The sequence below is a fragment of the Amycolatopsis sp. NPDC051371 genome (genome assembly GCF_040682155.1).
In the GTDB taxonomy this organism is placed as follows: Bacteria; Actinomycetota; Actinomycetes; order Mycobacteriales; family Pseudonocardiaceae; genus Amycolatopsis.
Map to the genome: position 1 here is coordinate 37,754 of NZ_JBFBAG010000030.1, position 13,618 is coordinate 51,371.

Sequence of the window (13,618 nt, forward strand, 5' to 3'; positions counted from 1 at the left end):
GCGCTCACGACGCCACCTCCGGGGTCAGCAGACCGGGTTGCTCGAAGAAGACGTGCACCAGCTCCCACAGCACGTGGTAGGTGGTCACGTGGACCTCCTTGACGACGCGCGGGTCGGCCGAGCGGGCGATGAGGACGTGGTCGAGCCCGGGGGTGGCGGCGATCGCCCCGCCGTCGCCACCGGTCAGCGCGACGGTGAACATCCCGAGGTCCCGAGCCGTTTCGAGGGCGCGCCGGACGTTCGCGCAGGCGCCGTCGGTGGAGATGCCCAGCGCGATGTCGGCGGGTTCGCCGATGATCCGCAGCTGGTGGGCGAAGACGTCTTCGAGGCCCACGCGGTTGGCGACGCCGGTGACCGTCGCGACGTCGGCGGTCAGCGAGAGCGCCGGCAGCGCGCGCTTGCCCACGATCACCGGGTGGACGAACTCCACCGCGACGTGCTGGGCGTCGGTGCTGGGGCCGCCGTTGCCGAACACCACGAGCTTGCCGCCGCGGTGGAACCGGCGGGCCATGCCGTGGCACGCCTCGGCGACCGTGTGCGCGTCTTCGGCGAGAGCGAGCACGGGTGCCTTGCGGCGCGCGAAGAGGGCGTCGACGGAGTCCGGGTGATTCGGTGACCACGACATCGCGGCACTTCCTCGGGGCGACTGCTCGGTGGTGGGAGCTCATCTCAGGCTAGAGGTGTGAGATGGATCACACAAGAGAGCCGAGGGTGGTCTGCGCCCAGTGGGTGAGCCTGATCGGTCGCTCAGACGTGGTGCTCGCGGTCGTCCTGCAGGTGCTCCGCCCGGGCGAGCCACTGTTCGGCCTCATGGCCGGACCCGCGCGACCGCAGCATCCGGGCGAGGCTGAGCATGCCCTGGACGTCGCCCGTCTCCGCGGCCCGCCGGAACCACTGCTCGGCTTCCGCGAGGTCTTCCCGGTGCTCGGCGAGGTGCCCGAGGTTGGTGAGCGCCGGGACGCTGCCGTGTTCGGCCGCCTTGCGGTACCAGGCGGCGGCCTCGCCCTCGTCGCCCCGGTTGCGGGCGAGCACGCCGAGGTTGGTCATCGCCGCGGGGTCGCCGCGCTCGGCGGCGTCGAGGTACCAGTTCTCGGCTTCTTCGAGGTCGCCGCGACGGTGCAGCAGCAGCCCGAGCCGGACGATCGCCTCGACGTGCCCGCCGGTCGCGCCCTGGCGGTACCACGACTCGGCGTCGCCGGGCCGGCCCAGCCGTTCGGCCTGCCTGCCCAGCTGGCAGGTGGCCGCGAGGTCGCCGGCCAGCACGGCCGAACGCCACCAGCGGGACGCTTCGGCGGCCTGGCCACGGTCGCGCAGCACGATGCCCAGGTCGATCATCGCGCCGGTGAACCCGGCGTCGGCGGCCTGTCGCAGCCACGACTCGGCCTCTTCGGTCCGGTGCTGCTCGCGGAGCAGGTGCCCGAGCGCGGCGATCGACGGCAGGTCGCCGGTGCGGGCCGCCTCGCCGTACCAGTGCTGGGCGTCTTCGCGCTTGCCGCGCCGCTCGTAGGAGCGGGCGAGGTTCAGCATCCCGTGCGGCTCGCCGGCCAGGGCGGCCTCGTGGTACCAGCGCTCGGCCTCGTCGTGGACGCCGCGCTCGGCCAGCAGGTGGGCGAGCGAGGTCATCGAGACGCGGTCGCCGCCCATGGCGGCCTTGCGGAACCACGTCTCGGCCTCGGCGAGGTCACCGCGTTCGCGCATCGCCGACCCCATGCGGGCCATGGCGACGACGTTGCCGCCCTCGGCAGCTTTGCGCTGGAAGAACTCGTCGAACTTTTTGAGCCGGCCGGGCATCGGCTGCTCCCTCCGGATGGGTCCTGCTCCGGTAGTCGCAGATGATCGGCTCGGTGTGACATCTCCGCCATGGGTGGGCGAGATCACATTCGCGCCAGGTTGTCGTGTCGGCGCGGTTTTCCCACGTCGGCGGAGGTGAGACTACGCGGCGCGCACGCGCAGGTGAGAGGAGAAAATCTTGGCGGCCCGCGGTTTTCGGCTCAGCGTGACGCAGCGATCTCTGCTGGTAGTCGCGGTCCTGGCGATCGCTCTCTTCGGCTACTGGGCGACGAGCAGGAGCTCCGGCGCGACCCCGCCGCCGTCGTCGTCCCCGGCACCGGTTCCGGTCTCCGCGGCCGACGCGCAGAAGCAGCTCGGCGAGCTGACCATCGCCGCGCGGACGTCCATGGACGGCTACTCGCGCGAGAAGTTCCCGCATTGGGCCAGTCAGGGCGCCAGTTGTGACACCCGCGAAGTCGTCCTCAAGCGCGCCGGCAAGGACGTGCGGACGGACCAGGACTGCAAGGCGACGTCCGGGACGTGGACCAGCGTCTACGACGACGAGACCTGGACCAAGGCGACCGACCTCGACATCGACCACATGGTCCCGCTCGGGCAGGCCTGGGCCAGCGGCGCCAAGACGTGGACGACCGAGAAGCGCCAGCAGTTCGCCAACGACCTGACCCGGCCGCAGCTGTTCGCCGTCACCGACAACCTGAACCAGCAGAAGAGCGACAAGGCGCCCGACCAGTGGAAACCGCCGCTCGTCGCCTTCTGGTGCACCTACGCGACCGACTGGATCGTGGTGAAGCACTACTACGGGCTGACCGTCACCGAAGGGGAGAAAACCGCCTTGACGGACATGCTGCGGCGCTGCTGAGCTGGCCGGCATGACTACGTTCGCGCTGATCCACGGGGGTGGCGGCAGCGGGTGGGACTTCCACCTGCTCGGCCCGGAGCTGGTCGCCCGCGGTCACGACTTCGTCGCCCCGGACCTGCCGATCACCGACTCGTCAGCCGGACTTTCCGACTTCACCGACGCGGTGCTGGCGGCGCTGGGGGACGCTTCGGACGTCGCCGTCGTCGGGCACTCCTACGGCGGGTTCACGGCACCGCTGGTCGCGTCGAAGCTGCGGGCGCGACTGCTGGTCTACCTGGCCGGGATGATCCCGGCGCCGGGGGAGCAGCCGGGGCAGTGGTGGGGGAACACGGGCTTCGCGGCGCCTTCGGGGTTGAGCGACGTCGAGACGTACTTCAACGGCGTCCCTTCCGAACTCGCTGCGCAGGGCTTGGCGCACGGGCGCGAGCAGGTGAGCAAGGAGTGGGACGAGCCGTGGCCGCCGGCCGCTCACCCGGACGTCCCGACCCGGGTGGTGCTGTGCCGCGACGACCGGTTCTTCACCCCGGACTTCCAGCGTCGCGTCGCCCAGGAGCGCCTGGGCATCGAGCCGGACGAAGTCGACGGCCCGCACTGCGCGCCGCTGAGCCACCCCGCTCAGATCGCCGACCTCCTGGTCAGCTACCTCTAGGTCCGACTTGGGCCGTTCGGGGTAGCGGAAAACTTAAAGGTCTAGACCTATTGACTGTGTGGTCCAGGCCACTTAACGTCAGTTCCGCGGCGAACCCGCACCTCCCCACCTGCGTCACCTCCACCCCGGTCCCCACCATGGAGGTCTCTCCGTCATGCGCATCGCCCAGGGTCCTCGGGCTGGCGGCCCTCACCGCCGGCAGCATCCTCGTCGCTCCCGCCGCCCCCGCGTCGGCGGCGGCTTTGCCCGCCTGCCAGCACTTCTACCAAGGCACGATCCCGGACCGCCCGGTCACCGGCGGCCACGGTCCCGGCACGCTCGTCGGCGCCGTGAACGTCGGCAACCGCCTGCCCGCGCCCGGCTCGGTCGCCGGCGGCCTGGGTACCGACGGCAAGGTCACCTTCACGTTCGCCCGCGTCGCCGGCGCGAAGGCCTACCGCGCGTTCCGCAACGGCCAGGCCCTGCAGTGGATCAGCGACTGGGGCCAGCCGACGCTCACCGTCACCGACGCGAGCCCCTGCCAGAACGCGAACTACCAGCTCTACGCGATGACGGCCGAGGACAACTCGCCCGGCTCGCTCGGCCAGATTTCCACGGCGTACCGCCTCGACGGCGCGAGCCGGCTCGCGACCTACCGCATCCCGGCCGGCACCACGCTGAACTACCGCGTCACGTCCTACAACGACGTCGCGCAGACCGCCTTGGGGTACAGCGCCGGCCCGGGCTTCTGCGCCGTCGACGCTCGGATCATCCCGTGGGGCACCAGGTTCTCCGTGCCGGGCTACGGCGAGTGCTACGCGGCCGACATCGGCAGCTGGATCAAGGACGACATCGTCGACGTCTGGCTGCCCGGCTCGCAGGCCGACGCCTGGGGCATCCAGCGGCTCACCCTGACCGTGCGCTGAGAGGCACGCCATGAAAGCCAAGCTCGCGCTCGCCGCGACGATCCTCTCGGTGGCGACGGTGCTCGTCGTCTCCCCGGCGAACGCCGCCACCGCACCTTCGGCGGCCTTCGCCAAGGATTCCGACTGGGGCTCCGGCTACCAGGCCAAGTACACGATCAGCGCGGGCACGTCCGCGCTGACGAGCTGGAAACTGGAGTTCGACCTGCCGGCCGGCTCGACGCTCGGGTCCTACTGGGACGCGCTCGACACCCCGAGCGGCGCGCACCACTCGTTCGCCAACCGCGAGTACAACGGGAACGTCGCCGCGGGCGCGTCGACCAGCTTCGGGTTCCTGGTCAGCGGCAGCGGCCTGCCCGCGAACTGCAAGCTGAACGGCCAGCCGTGCGCCGGAGGGACTTCGCCGACGACCACGCCGACGACCACGACGACGCCTCCCACCGGGGGCAGCGCGCGCGTGTCGCCGTACATCGACATCACGATGGCGACGCCGTCACTGGTCTCGGTGGCGAACGCGACGGCCCAGAAGAACTTCACGCTCGCCTTCGCGCTGGGCAGCAGCCTCGGCTGCGACCCGCAGTGGGGCGGCACGGTCCCGCTGCTGGATTCGCGGATCATCAACGACGTCAACGCGTTGCGGGCCATGGGCGGCGGGGTCACGGTGGCTTCGGGCGGCGCGCTGGGCCCGTACCTGGAGAACGTGTGCGGCTCGGTGGACGCGCTCTACAACGCGTACGTCAAGACGCTGGACGCGGTGGGCAGCAACAACCTGGACGTCGACGTGGAGGCATCGATCCCGACGGCTCTCGTCAATCAGGCCCTGCTCCGGCTGCAGCAGCAGCGCGGCACGCACATCAGCTACACGATGCGGATCCAGGGCCAGGACTACGGGATGGACCCGTTCTCGGTGTCGATCCTGCAGGACGCGGCGGCGCGCGGGCTGAACGTGGTGGTCAACCCGATGCTGATGGACTTCGGCTACAGCGGTTCGTGGGGTGACGCGCTGGTGTCCGCGGCGAACGCGACGCTGGGTCAGATGAGGACGATCTGGCCGTCGAAGTCCGACGCGCAGATCAAGGCGCTCCTGGGCCTGACGCCGATGATCGGCCGCAACGACACGGGTTCGGTGACAGACCAGGCGGCGGCCCGGCAGCTGCTGTCGTTCGCGCAGGCGAACCACGTGGCGAGCATCGGCTTCTGGTCGGCGGGCCGCGACAACGGCGGCTGCCCGGGCGGAGGAGCGGTCGCGACGTGCTCGGGGATTTCCCAGTCGCTGTACGAGTTCACGAACATCTTCAAGGCGTACACGGGCTGAGCCACCCGACCGCCGAAAGGCCGTGACGGCCTCCTTGCCGACGTCCCCCCTCTGCCCCGGCAAGGAGGCCTTCATGGCTGCTCACCAGCGGTCGAGGTGCAGCACCTCTTCGAGGGGCTGCCGCGCCGCGGGCTTGAAAGTGTCGCCCGTGTAGAACGCCGTCGGGATCAGCGCCGCCTGGTGCACGTTCTTCGGCAGCGCCAAGACCTCGGCCGCCTCCTGCTCGTACCTCAGGTGCAACGTCGTCCACGCCGTCCCCAACGTCACCGAGCGCGCCGCCAGCATGTAGCTCCACACCGCCGGCAGCAGGGACGCCCACATCCCCGCCTGGTTGCCCGCCGGCAGCTCCGCCGACGCCGTCTCCAGGCACGGCACCACCAGCACCGGGACGTCACCCATCCGGTCGGCCAGGTACTCGACGCTGCTGCCGACCCGCTGCTGCACAGCGGCCCGCGACGGGTCGTCCGCGAACTGCTTGCCGGCCGCGTTCGGCGACGCCAGGTACTCGTGGCACGCCCGGCTGTAGATCTGCCCGAGCGCCGCCCGCTGGCCGGCGTCGGTGACCACCAGCCACTGCCAGCGCTGGGTGTTCGAGCCGCTCGGCGCCTGCAGGGCCACCTGCATGCAGTGTTTCACCAGGTCGAGCGGCACCGGCCGGTCCAGGTCCAGGCGCTTGCGGACGGTCCTGGTGGTCGTCAGGAGCTCTTCGGGCGTCATCATCGGCCCATCATGCCGGGACTACCAGCGATCGTGCACCAGCGGCCGGATCAGCTCGTCGTACGTTTCGCGGACGCCCGCCAGCGCCTCGTCGGACAACGGCGGAAGCGACGCTGCCGCCGTGTTCGCCGTGGCCTGCGAAGCGTTCCTCGCGCCCGGGATCACCGTGCTCACGCCCGGCTGGTCGACGATCCACCGCAGCGCGAACTGCGCCAGCGTCTGCCCGGCCGGCACCAGCCCGCGCAGCCGCTCGACGGCCGCCAGCCCGACGTCGTACGGCACGCCCGAGAACGTCTCGCCGACGTCGAACGCCTCGCCGTGGCGGTTGAAGTTCCGGTGGTCGTTTTCGGCGAACGTCGTGGAACCCGTGTACCGCCCGGAGAGCAGGCCCGACGCCAGCGGCACCCGCGCGATGATCCCCGCGCCCGCCGCCACCGCCGCGGGCAGCACCTTCTCCAGGGGCTTGAGCCGCAGGCAGTTCAGGATGATCTGGACGGAAGCGACGTTCGGCCGCGTCAACGCGGTCAGGGCTTCCGAGACCGTCTCGACGCTCACGCCGTACGCCTTGATGCGGCCTTCGGAAACCATCTCGTCGAGGGCGTCGTACACCGCGTCGGACGAGTACACCGGCGTCGGCGGGCAGTGCAGCTGGACCAGGTCGAGCGTCTCGACGCCGAGGTTGCGGCGCGACCGGTCGTTCCACTCGCGGAAGTTCGCGCGGACGTAGTTCTCCGGCACCTGCTCGACCCGGCGGCCCATCTTGGTCGCCACGAAGACGTCGCCGCGCTCGGCCCGGAACCGGCCGACCAGGCGCTCGCTGCGCCCGTCGCCGTAGACGTCGGCGGTGTCGAAGAAGGTGACGCCGGCGTCGGCCGCCGCGTGCAGCACCGCCAGGGCGTCCTGCTCGTCGACCTCGCCCCAGTCGGCGCCGAGCTGCCAGCAGCCGAGTCCCACGACGGACACCTCGCGGCCCAGGCGGGCGATCTTCCGGTTCTCCATGCCGCGATCCAAGCACACGCTCCCCGCCTATGATCGGCCGTCATGGCCATGACGTCGGGTCCGGACGGACTCGGAACCCGGATGCGGCACGTCCTCGAGATCCTCGAGGGCGACGTCGCGCAGTTCCTCGCCGACATCGGCCTCGACGACTACCGCCCGCGGTACTCGGGGGTGGTGCGGGCGCTGCTCGCGCGCGGCCCGCTGGCCATCCGCGACCTCGCCGCGGAGATGGGCGTGACGCACTCGGCGGCCAGCCAGACCGTCGCGCAGATGAACCGCGCCGGGCTCGTCAGCCTCGAACCTGGTACGGACGCCCGGCAGCGGATCGTGTCGCTCACCGCGAAGACGCGCGAACTCCTGCCGCTGATCGAGGCGGAGTGGACGGCGACTACCGAGGCGTCGGAGGCGCTGGAGGCGGAGCTGCCGTACCCGTTGCGCGGGGTGCTGGACGCGATCGTCGAAGCGCTCGAGCGGAAGCCGTTCCGGCAGCGGATCGGGGAGACCGGCGCGGCGCGGGAGCTGCTGGAGCCCTGATCAGGCGCAGGGGAGGCGGAAGACGGCCCAGACGAACTTGCCGCCGGGGCAGGACTCGAAGCCCCAGTACTCCGACAGCGCCTGGACCAGCACCAGCCCGCGGCTGCGTGCCTTGGCGGGGGACGGCGCCCGCAGCTCCGGCAGCCGGCTGCCGGAGTCGTGGACCCGCAGCGTCAACTGTCCTTCGAAGTAGGACATCTCCAGCCGTTGCGGGCACTCACCGTGCTCGAAGGCGTTCGTGACCAGCTCCGACGTCGCCAGCAGGACGTCGTCCAACTGCCACTCGTCCAGGCCGAGCCCCAGCAAGGCCGCGCGGACCTCGTGCCGCGCCCGCGCCGGAGCCGTCACGTCGTCGGGGAGGAGCACCGTCAGCGGCGCGGACGGCACTGCCGTGCGCTGCGGCATCTTCGACATCGTCATCGGTCCCCCTCCCAGTGAGTTCCGGTACCGTCCGCGAGGTACCCAAGCCGTTCAGCGGCTAATCAGGTGCCGTCGGCGAGCTCGGATTCGTCCAGTCCCGAACGCAGCTTCTTCAGGGTCGCGGCGAGCAACCGCGACACCTGCATCTGGGAGACCCCGACGCGGCGCGCGATGTCCGACTGGCTCATCCCGGACCCGAACCGCAGCGCGACGATCTTGCGCTCCCGCTCCGGCAGGCTGTCCAGCATCGGGCGCAGTGCCTCGCGCAGCTCGGCCTGGCCCAGCTCGGCGTCCGGCGCCCCGAACCGCGTGTGCGCCGCGTTCTCGAGCAGGTGGTCCAGCGACGCGCCGTAGCGGCCCTGGCCGGCGCGAAGCCCTTCGTAGACGTCCTCGATCGGGACGCCGAGGCGCCCGGCGATCTCACTGGGCTTCGGCGCCCGCGAGAGCTGCACAGTGAGCTCTTCGCGCGCGGCGGAGATGTTCGCGTTCAGCTCCTTGAGCCGTCGCGGCACCCGCACCGACCAGCTGTTGTCCCGGAAGTGGTGGCGCAGCTCGCCGGAGATGGTGGGGACGGCGAAGGCCAGGAAGTCCGTCCCCTGCTCGGGGTCGAACCGGTCGACGGCGTGGATGAGCCCGACCGTGGCGATCTGGACCAGGTCCTCCATCGCCTCGTCGCGGTTGCGGAACTTCCGGGCCAGGTTGCGCGCGAGCTCCAGGTGGCCGCGCACCAGGGTGTCCCGGACGCGCTCCCGTTCCGCGGAGCCTGCCGGCAGCCCGGCGAGTTGGGTGAACAGCGCGCCGACGTCGAGGTCGCTCCCGCTGCTCCCGGCGGGATCGCTCACGAGTCCGTCGCCCGGCTCTCCCGGACGAGGTCGACCCGGGACAGGTAGCGGCCGTCCTCCGGCGTCACGGTGCGCTGGGCCGACGTCGCGAGCGCGGTCAGCAGCTGCCACGACAGACCGGAGTCGTCTTCGTGGTCGGGGGTGTCCGAAAGCACCGACACCGAGACCTCGATGCGCGGCCCGCTCCACGAGAAGACACAGGTGAGGCGGCCGTCGGAGCTGGCGGGGAGCAGCAGCGAGCAGGCTTCGTCCACCGCCATCCGGAGGTCCTCGACGGCGTCGAGGTCGAAGTCCTGGCGCATGGCGATGTCCGCGACGATCGTGCGCAGCGTCGGCACGACGTGCGGGATCGCGGCCGTCCGCACCTCGATGACCTGCGCGCCTTCCGGGACGAGCGGGGCGTTGTCCTCCACGTTTGTTCCTTTCTCCGGCTCGCGCTCCAGGGGGTTCGGCGATGTCCTCTTCACGCCCGGTCGCGAGATGCCCGTGGGGTGAGCAAACCAAACCCGCGTTTGATCCGCTCCACCGGCGGGCATGTAGCGGGCGAGATGCTCATCCTGGGAAAGGCAGGGACGACATGGCTGACGTCAGCCGGCTGCCCAACGTGGTTGCTGAAGAGTGGGAATGGCAGCTGAACGGCTCGTGCCGAGGTGCGGACAGCAGCCTGTTCTTCCACACGGACAACGAGCGGGGTTCGGCGCGGGAGCGTCGCGAGTCGCGGGCCAAGGCCATCTGCCAGACGTGCCCCGTCCTGGCCCAGTGCCGCACGCACGCGATGACGGTCCAGGAGCCCTACGGCATCTGGGGTGGCCTCGGCGAGATCGAGCGGCGGCAGCTGTTCCTGCGCCAGCGCAGGGCGGCGCGGAAGGTGATGAGTGCGCACTGACCAGGCAGGATTCGATCGCACGTGAGCAGTCAGCGCGAAAGGACGGCGGCCGTGGCGGGCTCGGTCGCATCCTGGGTTAGGGTTGGCCCCGGAGTTGCCTTGACCGTGCCACCGCGAGCTTCGGGGAAGGCACGGTGACACGGTTGCCGCTTGAGACAGCAGGCGCGTACCCGGCGCAGGAGCAGCGCCTGACGAGGAGAAACTGCATGCCCGCAGCCGACCAGAACGCCACCCCGCCCGGGTTCGGCATCACGCTGGACACCGACGCGACGGAGCCCCGGGTGGTGGTCACCGGCGAGCTCGATCTGCTGACCAGTCCGCAGCTGCAGGAAGCCCTGGCGGGGCTGATCGCGGACAAGCGCGCGCAGCGGGTCGTGGCCGATCTGACCGGGGTGACCTTCTTCGATTCCTCCGCGCTGAACGTGGTGCTCCGCGCACAACGCCAGGCCGGCGAGCAGGACGTCGAACTCGAGGTCGTCCCGAGTCCCGCGGTGAGCCGGGTGATCGAGCTCACCGGCGTGGCCGAACACCTGAGCGTGTCGGAAGACCCCCAAGCCTGATCGCCCGCTAGGTTCCTGCGGACTGATTTCGGTTCGCGGACCTGGGGGCGGCACGATGATGGGGCGGACGCATGCCCTGACCGGCTGGTGCGCGGGCTTGGCCCTGGCGCCCGCGGTCGGGGCGGGTTCGGTGCACCAAGCGGTGGTTTTCGCCGCCACGACGGCGGGCTTCACCCTGCTGCCCGACCTCGACCACCCCGGAGCGAGCGCGTCCCGTCTGCTCGGTTGGCTGACGGGCGCTTTGTCGTGGCTGCTGCGTCGGGTGTCCGCGGCGTTCTACGCGCTGACCAAAGGACCTCGCGACGAGAAGGTGACGGGCCAGCACCGCCACCTGTCCCACACGGTGCTGTTCGCGGCCGGCTTGGGTCTGCTGACCTCCTGGGGCACGGAAGCCGGTGGCCCGTGGGCGGTCGTCGGCGTGGTGATCTTCGGGTTGATGCTGGCGGAAGGTGCACTGGGCGACTGGCTGCTCCCGGTGAGCGGCGTCGCGGTGGCCTGGTGGTTCTTCACGGCACCGCCCGACCGGGCGGGTGAGCTGGAATCGATCACGGGCTGGCTGGGCATCGCGGTGGCCGCGGGCTGCCTGACCCACTGCCTCGGTGACGCGCTGACCGAGTCCGGCTGCCCGTTCCTCTTCCCGATCCCGATCGCGGGAGAGACCTGGTACGAGCTGGGACCCCCGAAGGCCCTGCGGTTCAAGACGGGCAAGAAGGTCGAGAAGCGGCTGATCTTCCCGGTGTTCGCGGTGCTGGCGGTCTTGCTGGTGCCCGGGGTGTGGGACTACTCGGTGAGCACGTTCGAGCGTCTGTTCATCCCGCCGGCGACTCAGCAGGCGACAACGCCTTGAGCCGCTCCGCCGCGGCGGCGGTGTCGGTGTAGTCGCGGGTGTGCGTGATCTGGCCGTCCTCGATCGTCATCACCATCACGTACGTGGCCACGAAGCTCTCGCCGCTCATGTCCTGGCGGAGGTCGAACTCCGCGACGAGCACCGCCGGGTCGGCCGTCTCGTGCACGATCACGTTGTCCGCCTTCGTGATCCGGCGGGCCGCACCTGCGCGGCGGAACCGGCGGCGCAGCTCCTCGCGGCCTTTCGTCACGCGGGGCGCCCCCGGGAGGGTGAAGGGCATTTCGAGGACGACGTCCTCGGCGTAGCAGTCGGCGAGGTCGTCCCAGCGGTTCTCGACGGAGGCGGCGAGGAAGCGGTCGAAGACGGCACGGGCCGGGGACACGGTGCTGGGCATCGGAATTCTCCTGGAAGACTGGACGTTGAATCGGAACGGTGCACCCGCTTACGACGATACGGAGCGTGCGTTCCGGTTGTCAACGAGGAGACGACATGGAAAAGATGCGCGCGGACGCGCGGCGCAACCGGGCGAAGGTCCTGGCTGCCGCCGAAGAGGCGTTCGCCGCCGACGGGCTCGCCGTGCCGCTCGACGACATCGCGCGGCTGGCCGGGGTCGGTGCCGGGACCGTCTACCGGCATTTCCCCAGCAAGGAGGCGCTCTTCCAGGCCGTCGTCCTCGAGCGCATCGAGCAGTTCGCCGAGGAGGCCCGCGGACTCGCCACGGCCGAGAACCCCGGCGAAGTCTTCCTCGACTACTTCGTCCGCGTGATCAAGCAGGCGTCGCTCAACCGCGCCATCTGCGACGCGCTGGCCGAGACCAGCGGCCACGCCTTCAAAGCCGGCGCGGGCGACGACTTCCGGGTGGCACTGGCGGAACTGTTGCAGCGGGCCCAGTCGGTTGGCGCCGTCCGGACGGACATCGACGGCGACGACCTGCGCGCCCTCATCGTCGGCTGCCTCGCCGTCGAGCGGTACTCGCCCGGCAGCCGGCACCTCGTCCGCATCGTGGTCGACGGGCTTCGCGCGTCAACCGGGAACCAGGTCACGTAGCTTTCGCAGCGGAGACACCAGGACCACCGCCGACGCCAGGACCCCGGCCGCCGCGACGTGCAGCGTCACCCGCATCCCGAACGCGCTCGCCAGGACGCCGCCGAGGAGGCTGCCGAGCGGGACGACCCCGAGGATCAGCGTGTGCGTGATCGAGTTGACCCGGCCCAGCAGCTCCGGCGGGGCGACGGTCTGCTGGAAGCTCATCCCGAACACGTTCAGCACGATGATTCCGTAGGTCGCGAAGAACCCCGCGGCGACGTAGCACGTGAGCGCCCAGCCGCGGCCGGTGAACGGGTAGAGCTGGTACGCCAGGCCGAACAGCACCGCGGCGCCCCACAGCGCCCGCGCCTCCCCGATCCACGCGCCCAGCCGCCGCGCGGTGAGCCCGGCCGTGAGCGCTCCGGTCAGCGACACGGTGCCGAGCAGGCCGATCGCCCACGGGGAGAGCCCGACGTCGCGGGCGAGGAAGACGATCACGATCGCCAGGTGCACCGACTGGAAGAAGCTGGACACCGCGCCGTGGACACTGATCGCCAGCAGGATGCGGTTGCCGCGGACCACCCGAAGTCCGTCGCCGATCTCGCGGAGCAGCCGCCGTGGTCCAGGCTCCGGCCGCGCGTCCGGCGTCTCGATCCGGCGCAGCCAGAAGGCCGAGCAGAGGTAGCTGACGGCGTCGACGGCGAGCGCCGTGGCGTTGCCGAGCGCTTGGACGATCAACCCCGCCAGGCCGGGCCCCGCGACCGCCGCCATCGACAGGTTCGTCTGAAGCCGGGCGTTCGCGTCCGGCAGGTGCTCGCGGGGCACCAGCCGCGGTACGTACGTCTGGTGGGCGACCTCGAAGAACACGCTCAGAACGCCGACGCCGAGAACGACGGACAGCAGCTGAACCAGCCCGAGTGCGCCGAACAGCGCGGCGATCGGGACCGACGCGATCAGCAGGGCGCGCCCGACGTCCGCGGCGATCAGCACCGGACGATGGCGCATCCGGTCGCACCACGCGCCGACCTGCAAACCGAGCACCAGGTAGGGCAGGGTCCCCGCGACCCGGAGCAGCGAGACGTCGAAGACCGACGCGCCCAGCGCGGTCGCCGCGAGCAGCGGCACCGCGAGCACGTCGATCCGGCTGCCGAGCTGACTCGCGAGGTCGGCGACCCAGAGCCGCCGGAAGTCCGGGTTCCCGAGTGCCCCCATGATCCCAACGTGGCAGGTGCGCGTCGCGGGCACAAGAAAGTTGAGTCTATTACGCTCAA

General features: G+C 70.8%; 18 protein-coding genes. 9 read left to right on the forward strand and 9 right to left on the reverse strand.

From position 1 onward, the window contains the following. Positions 1–4: 4 nt before the first annotated feature. Together AB0M59_RS31950 and AB0M59_RS31955 are read right to left on the reverse strand one after the other, a co-directional pair. Positions 5–625 (reverse strand): SIS domain-containing protein, encoded by a 621-nt coding sequence (locus tag AB0M59_RS31950; RefSeq protein ID WP_364622626.1) that lies wholly within the window; start codon positions 623–625, stop codon positions 5–7. 122 nt (positions 626–747) lie between these two features. After that, positions 748–1,791, reverse strand: a complete 1,044-nt coding sequence (locus tag AB0M59_RS31955; RefSeq protein WP_364622629.1) for a tetratricopeptide repeat protein — start codon at positions 1,789–1,791, stop codon at positions 748–750. 178 nt (positions 1,792–1,969) lie between these two features. On the opposite strand from AB0M59_RS31955, the gene AB0M59_RS31960 reads away from it, so the two are divergent. The 4 genes from AB0M59_RS31960 (at position 1,970) to AB0M59_RS31975 (ending at position 5,516) form a co-directional block, all read left to right on the forward strand. After that, positions 1,970–2,650: an HNH endonuclease family protein gene (locus AB0M59_RS31960; RefSeq protein WP_364622631.1), complete on the forward strand. Its 681-nt coding sequence runs from the start codon at positions 1,970–1,972 to the stop codon at positions 2,648–2,650. A 10-nt stretch (positions 2,651–2,660) separates the two neighbouring features. Next, entirely contained in the window at positions 2,661–3,299 is a 639-nt protein-coding gene (locus tag AB0M59_RS31965) for an alpha/beta hydrolase (RefSeq protein WP_364622634.1), read from the forward strand. A gap of 137 nt (positions 3,300–3,436) precedes the next feature. Continuing rightward, positions 3,437–4,204, forward strand: coding sequence for a 3D domain-containing protein (locus AB0M59_RS31970; protein ID WP_364622636.1), 768 nt, complete (start codon positions 3,437–3,439; stop codon positions 4,202–4,204). A 10-nt stretch (positions 4,205–4,214) separates the two neighbouring features. Beyond that, positions 4,215–5,516 carry a cellulose binding domain-containing protein gene (locus AB0M59_RS31975; protein WP_364622638.1) on the forward strand — a complete coding sequence of 434 codons (1,302 nt, stop codon included), beginning with the start codon at positions 4,215–4,217 and terminating at the stop codon, positions 5,514–5,516. 81 nt (positions 5,517–5,597) lie between these two features. Here the strand turns inward: AB0M59_RS31975 and AB0M59_RS31980 are convergent, their stop codons facing one another. Both AB0M59_RS31980 and AB0M59_RS31985 read right to left on the reverse strand, forming a co-directional pair. Beyond that, positions 5,598–6,236 carry a nitroreductase family protein gene (locus tag AB0M59_RS31980; protein ID WP_364622640.1) on the reverse strand — a complete coding sequence of 213 codons (639 nt, stop codon included), beginning with the start codon at positions 6,234–6,236 and terminating at the stop codon, positions 5,598–5,600. Between the two features lie 18 nt (positions 6,237–6,254). Then, positions 6,255–7,232 carry an aldo/keto reductase gene (locus tag AB0M59_RS31985; protein ID WP_364622641.1) on the reverse strand — a complete coding sequence of 326 codons (978 nt, stop codon included), beginning with the start codon at positions 7,230–7,232 and terminating at the stop codon, positions 6,255–6,257. Between the two features lie 42 nt (positions 7,233–7,274). On the opposite strand from AB0M59_RS31985, the gene AB0M59_RS31990 reads away from it, so the two are divergent. Next, on the forward strand, positions 7,275–7,766 hold the full coding sequence (locus AB0M59_RS31990; RefSeq protein ID WP_364622644.1) for a MarR family transcriptional regulator: 492 nt from the start codon (positions 7,275–7,277) through the stop codon (positions 7,764–7,766). Here the strand turns inward: AB0M59_RS31990 and AB0M59_RS31995 are convergent, their stop codons facing one another. The 3 genes from AB0M59_RS31995 to AB0M59_RS32005 form a co-directional block, all read right to left on the reverse strand. Continuing rightward, positions 7,767–8,186 (reverse strand): ATP-binding protein, encoded by a 420-nt coding sequence (locus tag AB0M59_RS31995; protein WP_364622647.1) that lies wholly within the window; start codon positions 8,184–8,186, stop codon positions 7,767–7,769. Between the two features lie 62 nt (positions 8,187–8,248). After that, positions 8,249–9,028, reverse strand: coding sequence for a SigB/SigF/SigG family RNA polymerase sigma factor (locus AB0M59_RS32000; protein WP_364622650.1), 780 nt, complete (start codon positions 9,026–9,028; stop codon positions 8,249–8,251). Beyond that, positions 9,025–9,441, reverse strand: coding sequence for an anti-sigma factor (locus AB0M59_RS32005; RefSeq protein ID WP_364622653.1), 417 nt, complete (start codon positions 9,439–9,441; stop codon positions 9,025–9,027). Before AB0M59_RS32005 ends, AB0M59_RS32000 begins: the two co-directional genes overlap by 4 nt. A gap of 164 nt (positions 9,442–9,605) precedes the next feature. On the opposite strand from AB0M59_RS32005, the gene AB0M59_RS32010 reads away from it, so the two are divergent. From AB0M59_RS32010 to AB0M59_RS32020, 3 genes are all read left to right on the forward strand, one after another. After that, positions 9,606–9,914: a WhiB family transcriptional regulator gene (locus AB0M59_RS32010; protein WP_155548578.1), complete on the forward strand. Its 309-nt coding sequence runs from the start codon at positions 9,606–9,608 to the stop codon at positions 9,912–9,914. 206 nt (positions 9,915–10,120) lie between these two features. Further along, positions 10,121–10,474 carry an STAS domain-containing protein gene (locus AB0M59_RS32015; protein ID WP_086862300.1) on the forward strand — a complete coding sequence of 118 codons (354 nt, stop codon included), beginning with the start codon at positions 10,121–10,123 and terminating at the stop codon, positions 10,472–10,474. A 58-nt stretch (positions 10,475–10,532) separates the two neighbouring features. Then, on the forward strand, positions 10,533–11,321 hold the full coding sequence (locus AB0M59_RS32020; RefSeq protein ID WP_364622900.1) for a metal-dependent hydrolase: 789 nt from the start codon (positions 10,533–10,535) through the stop codon (positions 11,319–11,321). On the opposite strand, the gene AB0M59_RS32025 is transcribed toward AB0M59_RS32020, so the two are convergent. Next, positions 11,284–11,715: a nuclear transport factor 2 family protein gene (locus tag AB0M59_RS32025; RefSeq protein ID WP_364622656.1), complete on the reverse strand. Its 432-nt coding sequence runs from the start codon at positions 11,713–11,715 to the stop codon at positions 11,284–11,286. The genes AB0M59_RS32020 and AB0M59_RS32025 overlap by 38 nt on opposite strands. A 95-nt stretch (positions 11,716–11,810) precedes the next feature. Here AB0M59_RS32025 and AB0M59_RS32030 point away from each other — a divergent pair, with 95 nt between their 5' ends. After that, positions 11,811–12,368 carry a TetR/AcrR family transcriptional regulator gene (locus AB0M59_RS32030; RefSeq protein WP_364622659.1) on the forward strand — a complete coding sequence of 186 codons (558 nt, stop codon included), beginning with the start codon at positions 11,811–11,813 and terminating at the stop codon, positions 12,366–12,368. On the opposite strand, the gene AB0M59_RS32035 is transcribed toward AB0M59_RS32030, so the two are convergent. Continuing rightward, positions 12,345–13,559: an MFS transporter gene (locus AB0M59_RS32035; RefSeq protein WP_364622661.1), complete on the reverse strand. Its 1,215-nt coding sequence runs from the start codon at positions 13,557–13,559 to the stop codon at positions 12,345–12,347. The two genes, AB0M59_RS32030 and AB0M59_RS32035, sit on opposite strands and share 24 nt — an antisense overlap. Positions 13,560–13,618: the final 59 nt, after the last annotated feature.

Excerpts from the sequence above, each read along its gene's own strand:
- AB0M59_RS31955 (WP_364622629.1), bottom strand. The coding sequence starts at position 1,791 with ATGCCCGGCCGGCTCAAAAAGTTCGACGAGTTCTTCCAGCGCAAAGCT.
- AB0M59_RS31980 (WP_364622640.1), bottom strand. The coding sequence starts at position 6,236 with ATGATGACGCCCGAAGAGCTCCTGACGACCACCAGGACCGTCCGCAAG.
- AB0M59_RS31990 (WP_364622644.1), top strand. The coding sequence starts at position 7,275 with ATGGCCATGACGTCGGGTCCGGACGGACTCGGAACCCGGATGCGGCAC.
- AB0M59_RS31965 (WP_364622634.1), top strand. The coding sequence starts at position 2,661 with ATGACTACGTTCGCGCTGATCCACGGGGGTGGCGGCAGCGGGTGGGAC.
- AB0M59_RS31995 (WP_364622647.1), bottom strand. The coding sequence starts at position 8,186 with ATGACGATGTCGAAGATGCCGCAGCGCACGGCAGTGCCGTCCGCGCCG.
- AB0M59_RS31950 (WP_364622626.1), bottom strand. The coding sequence starts at position 625 with ATGTCGTGGTCACCGAATCACCCGGACTCCGTCGACGCCCTCTTCGCG.
- AB0M59_RS32030 (WP_364622659.1), top strand. The coding sequence starts at position 11,811 with ATGGAAAAGATGCGCGCGGACGCGCGGCGCAACCGGGCGAAGGTCCTG.
- AB0M59_RS32015 (WP_086862300.1), top strand. The coding sequence starts at position 10,121 with ATGCCCGCAGCCGACCAGAACGCCACCCCGCCCGGGTTCGGCATCACG.
- AB0M59_RS32020 (WP_364622900.1), top strand. The coding sequence starts at position 10,533 with ATGGGGCGGACGCATGCCCTGACCGGCTGGTGCGCGGGCTTGGCCCTG.
- AB0M59_RS32010 (WP_155548578.1), top strand. The coding sequence starts at position 9,606 with ATGGCTGACGTCAGCCGGCTGCCCAACGTGGTTGCTGAAGAGTGGGAA.
- AB0M59_RS32025 (WP_364622656.1), bottom strand. The coding sequence starts at position 11,715 with ATGCCCAGCACCGTGTCCCCGGCCCGTGCCGTCTTCGACCGCTTCCTC.
- AB0M59_RS31985 (WP_364622641.1), bottom strand. The coding sequence starts at position 7,232 with ATGGAGAACCGGAAGATCGCCCGCCTGGGCCGCGAGGTGTCCGTCGTG.
- AB0M59_RS31975 (WP_364622638.1), top strand. The coding sequence starts at position 4,215 with ATGAAAGCCAAGCTCGCGCTCGCCGCGACGATCCTCTCGGTGGCGACG.
- AB0M59_RS31970 (WP_364622636.1), top strand. The coding sequence starts at position 3,437 with ATGGAGGTCTCTCCGTCATGCGCATCGCCCAGGGTCCTCGGGCTGGCG.
- AB0M59_RS32035 (WP_364622661.1), bottom strand. The coding sequence starts at position 13,559 with ATGGGGGCACTCGGGAACCCGGACTTCCGGCGGCTCTGGGTCGCCGAC.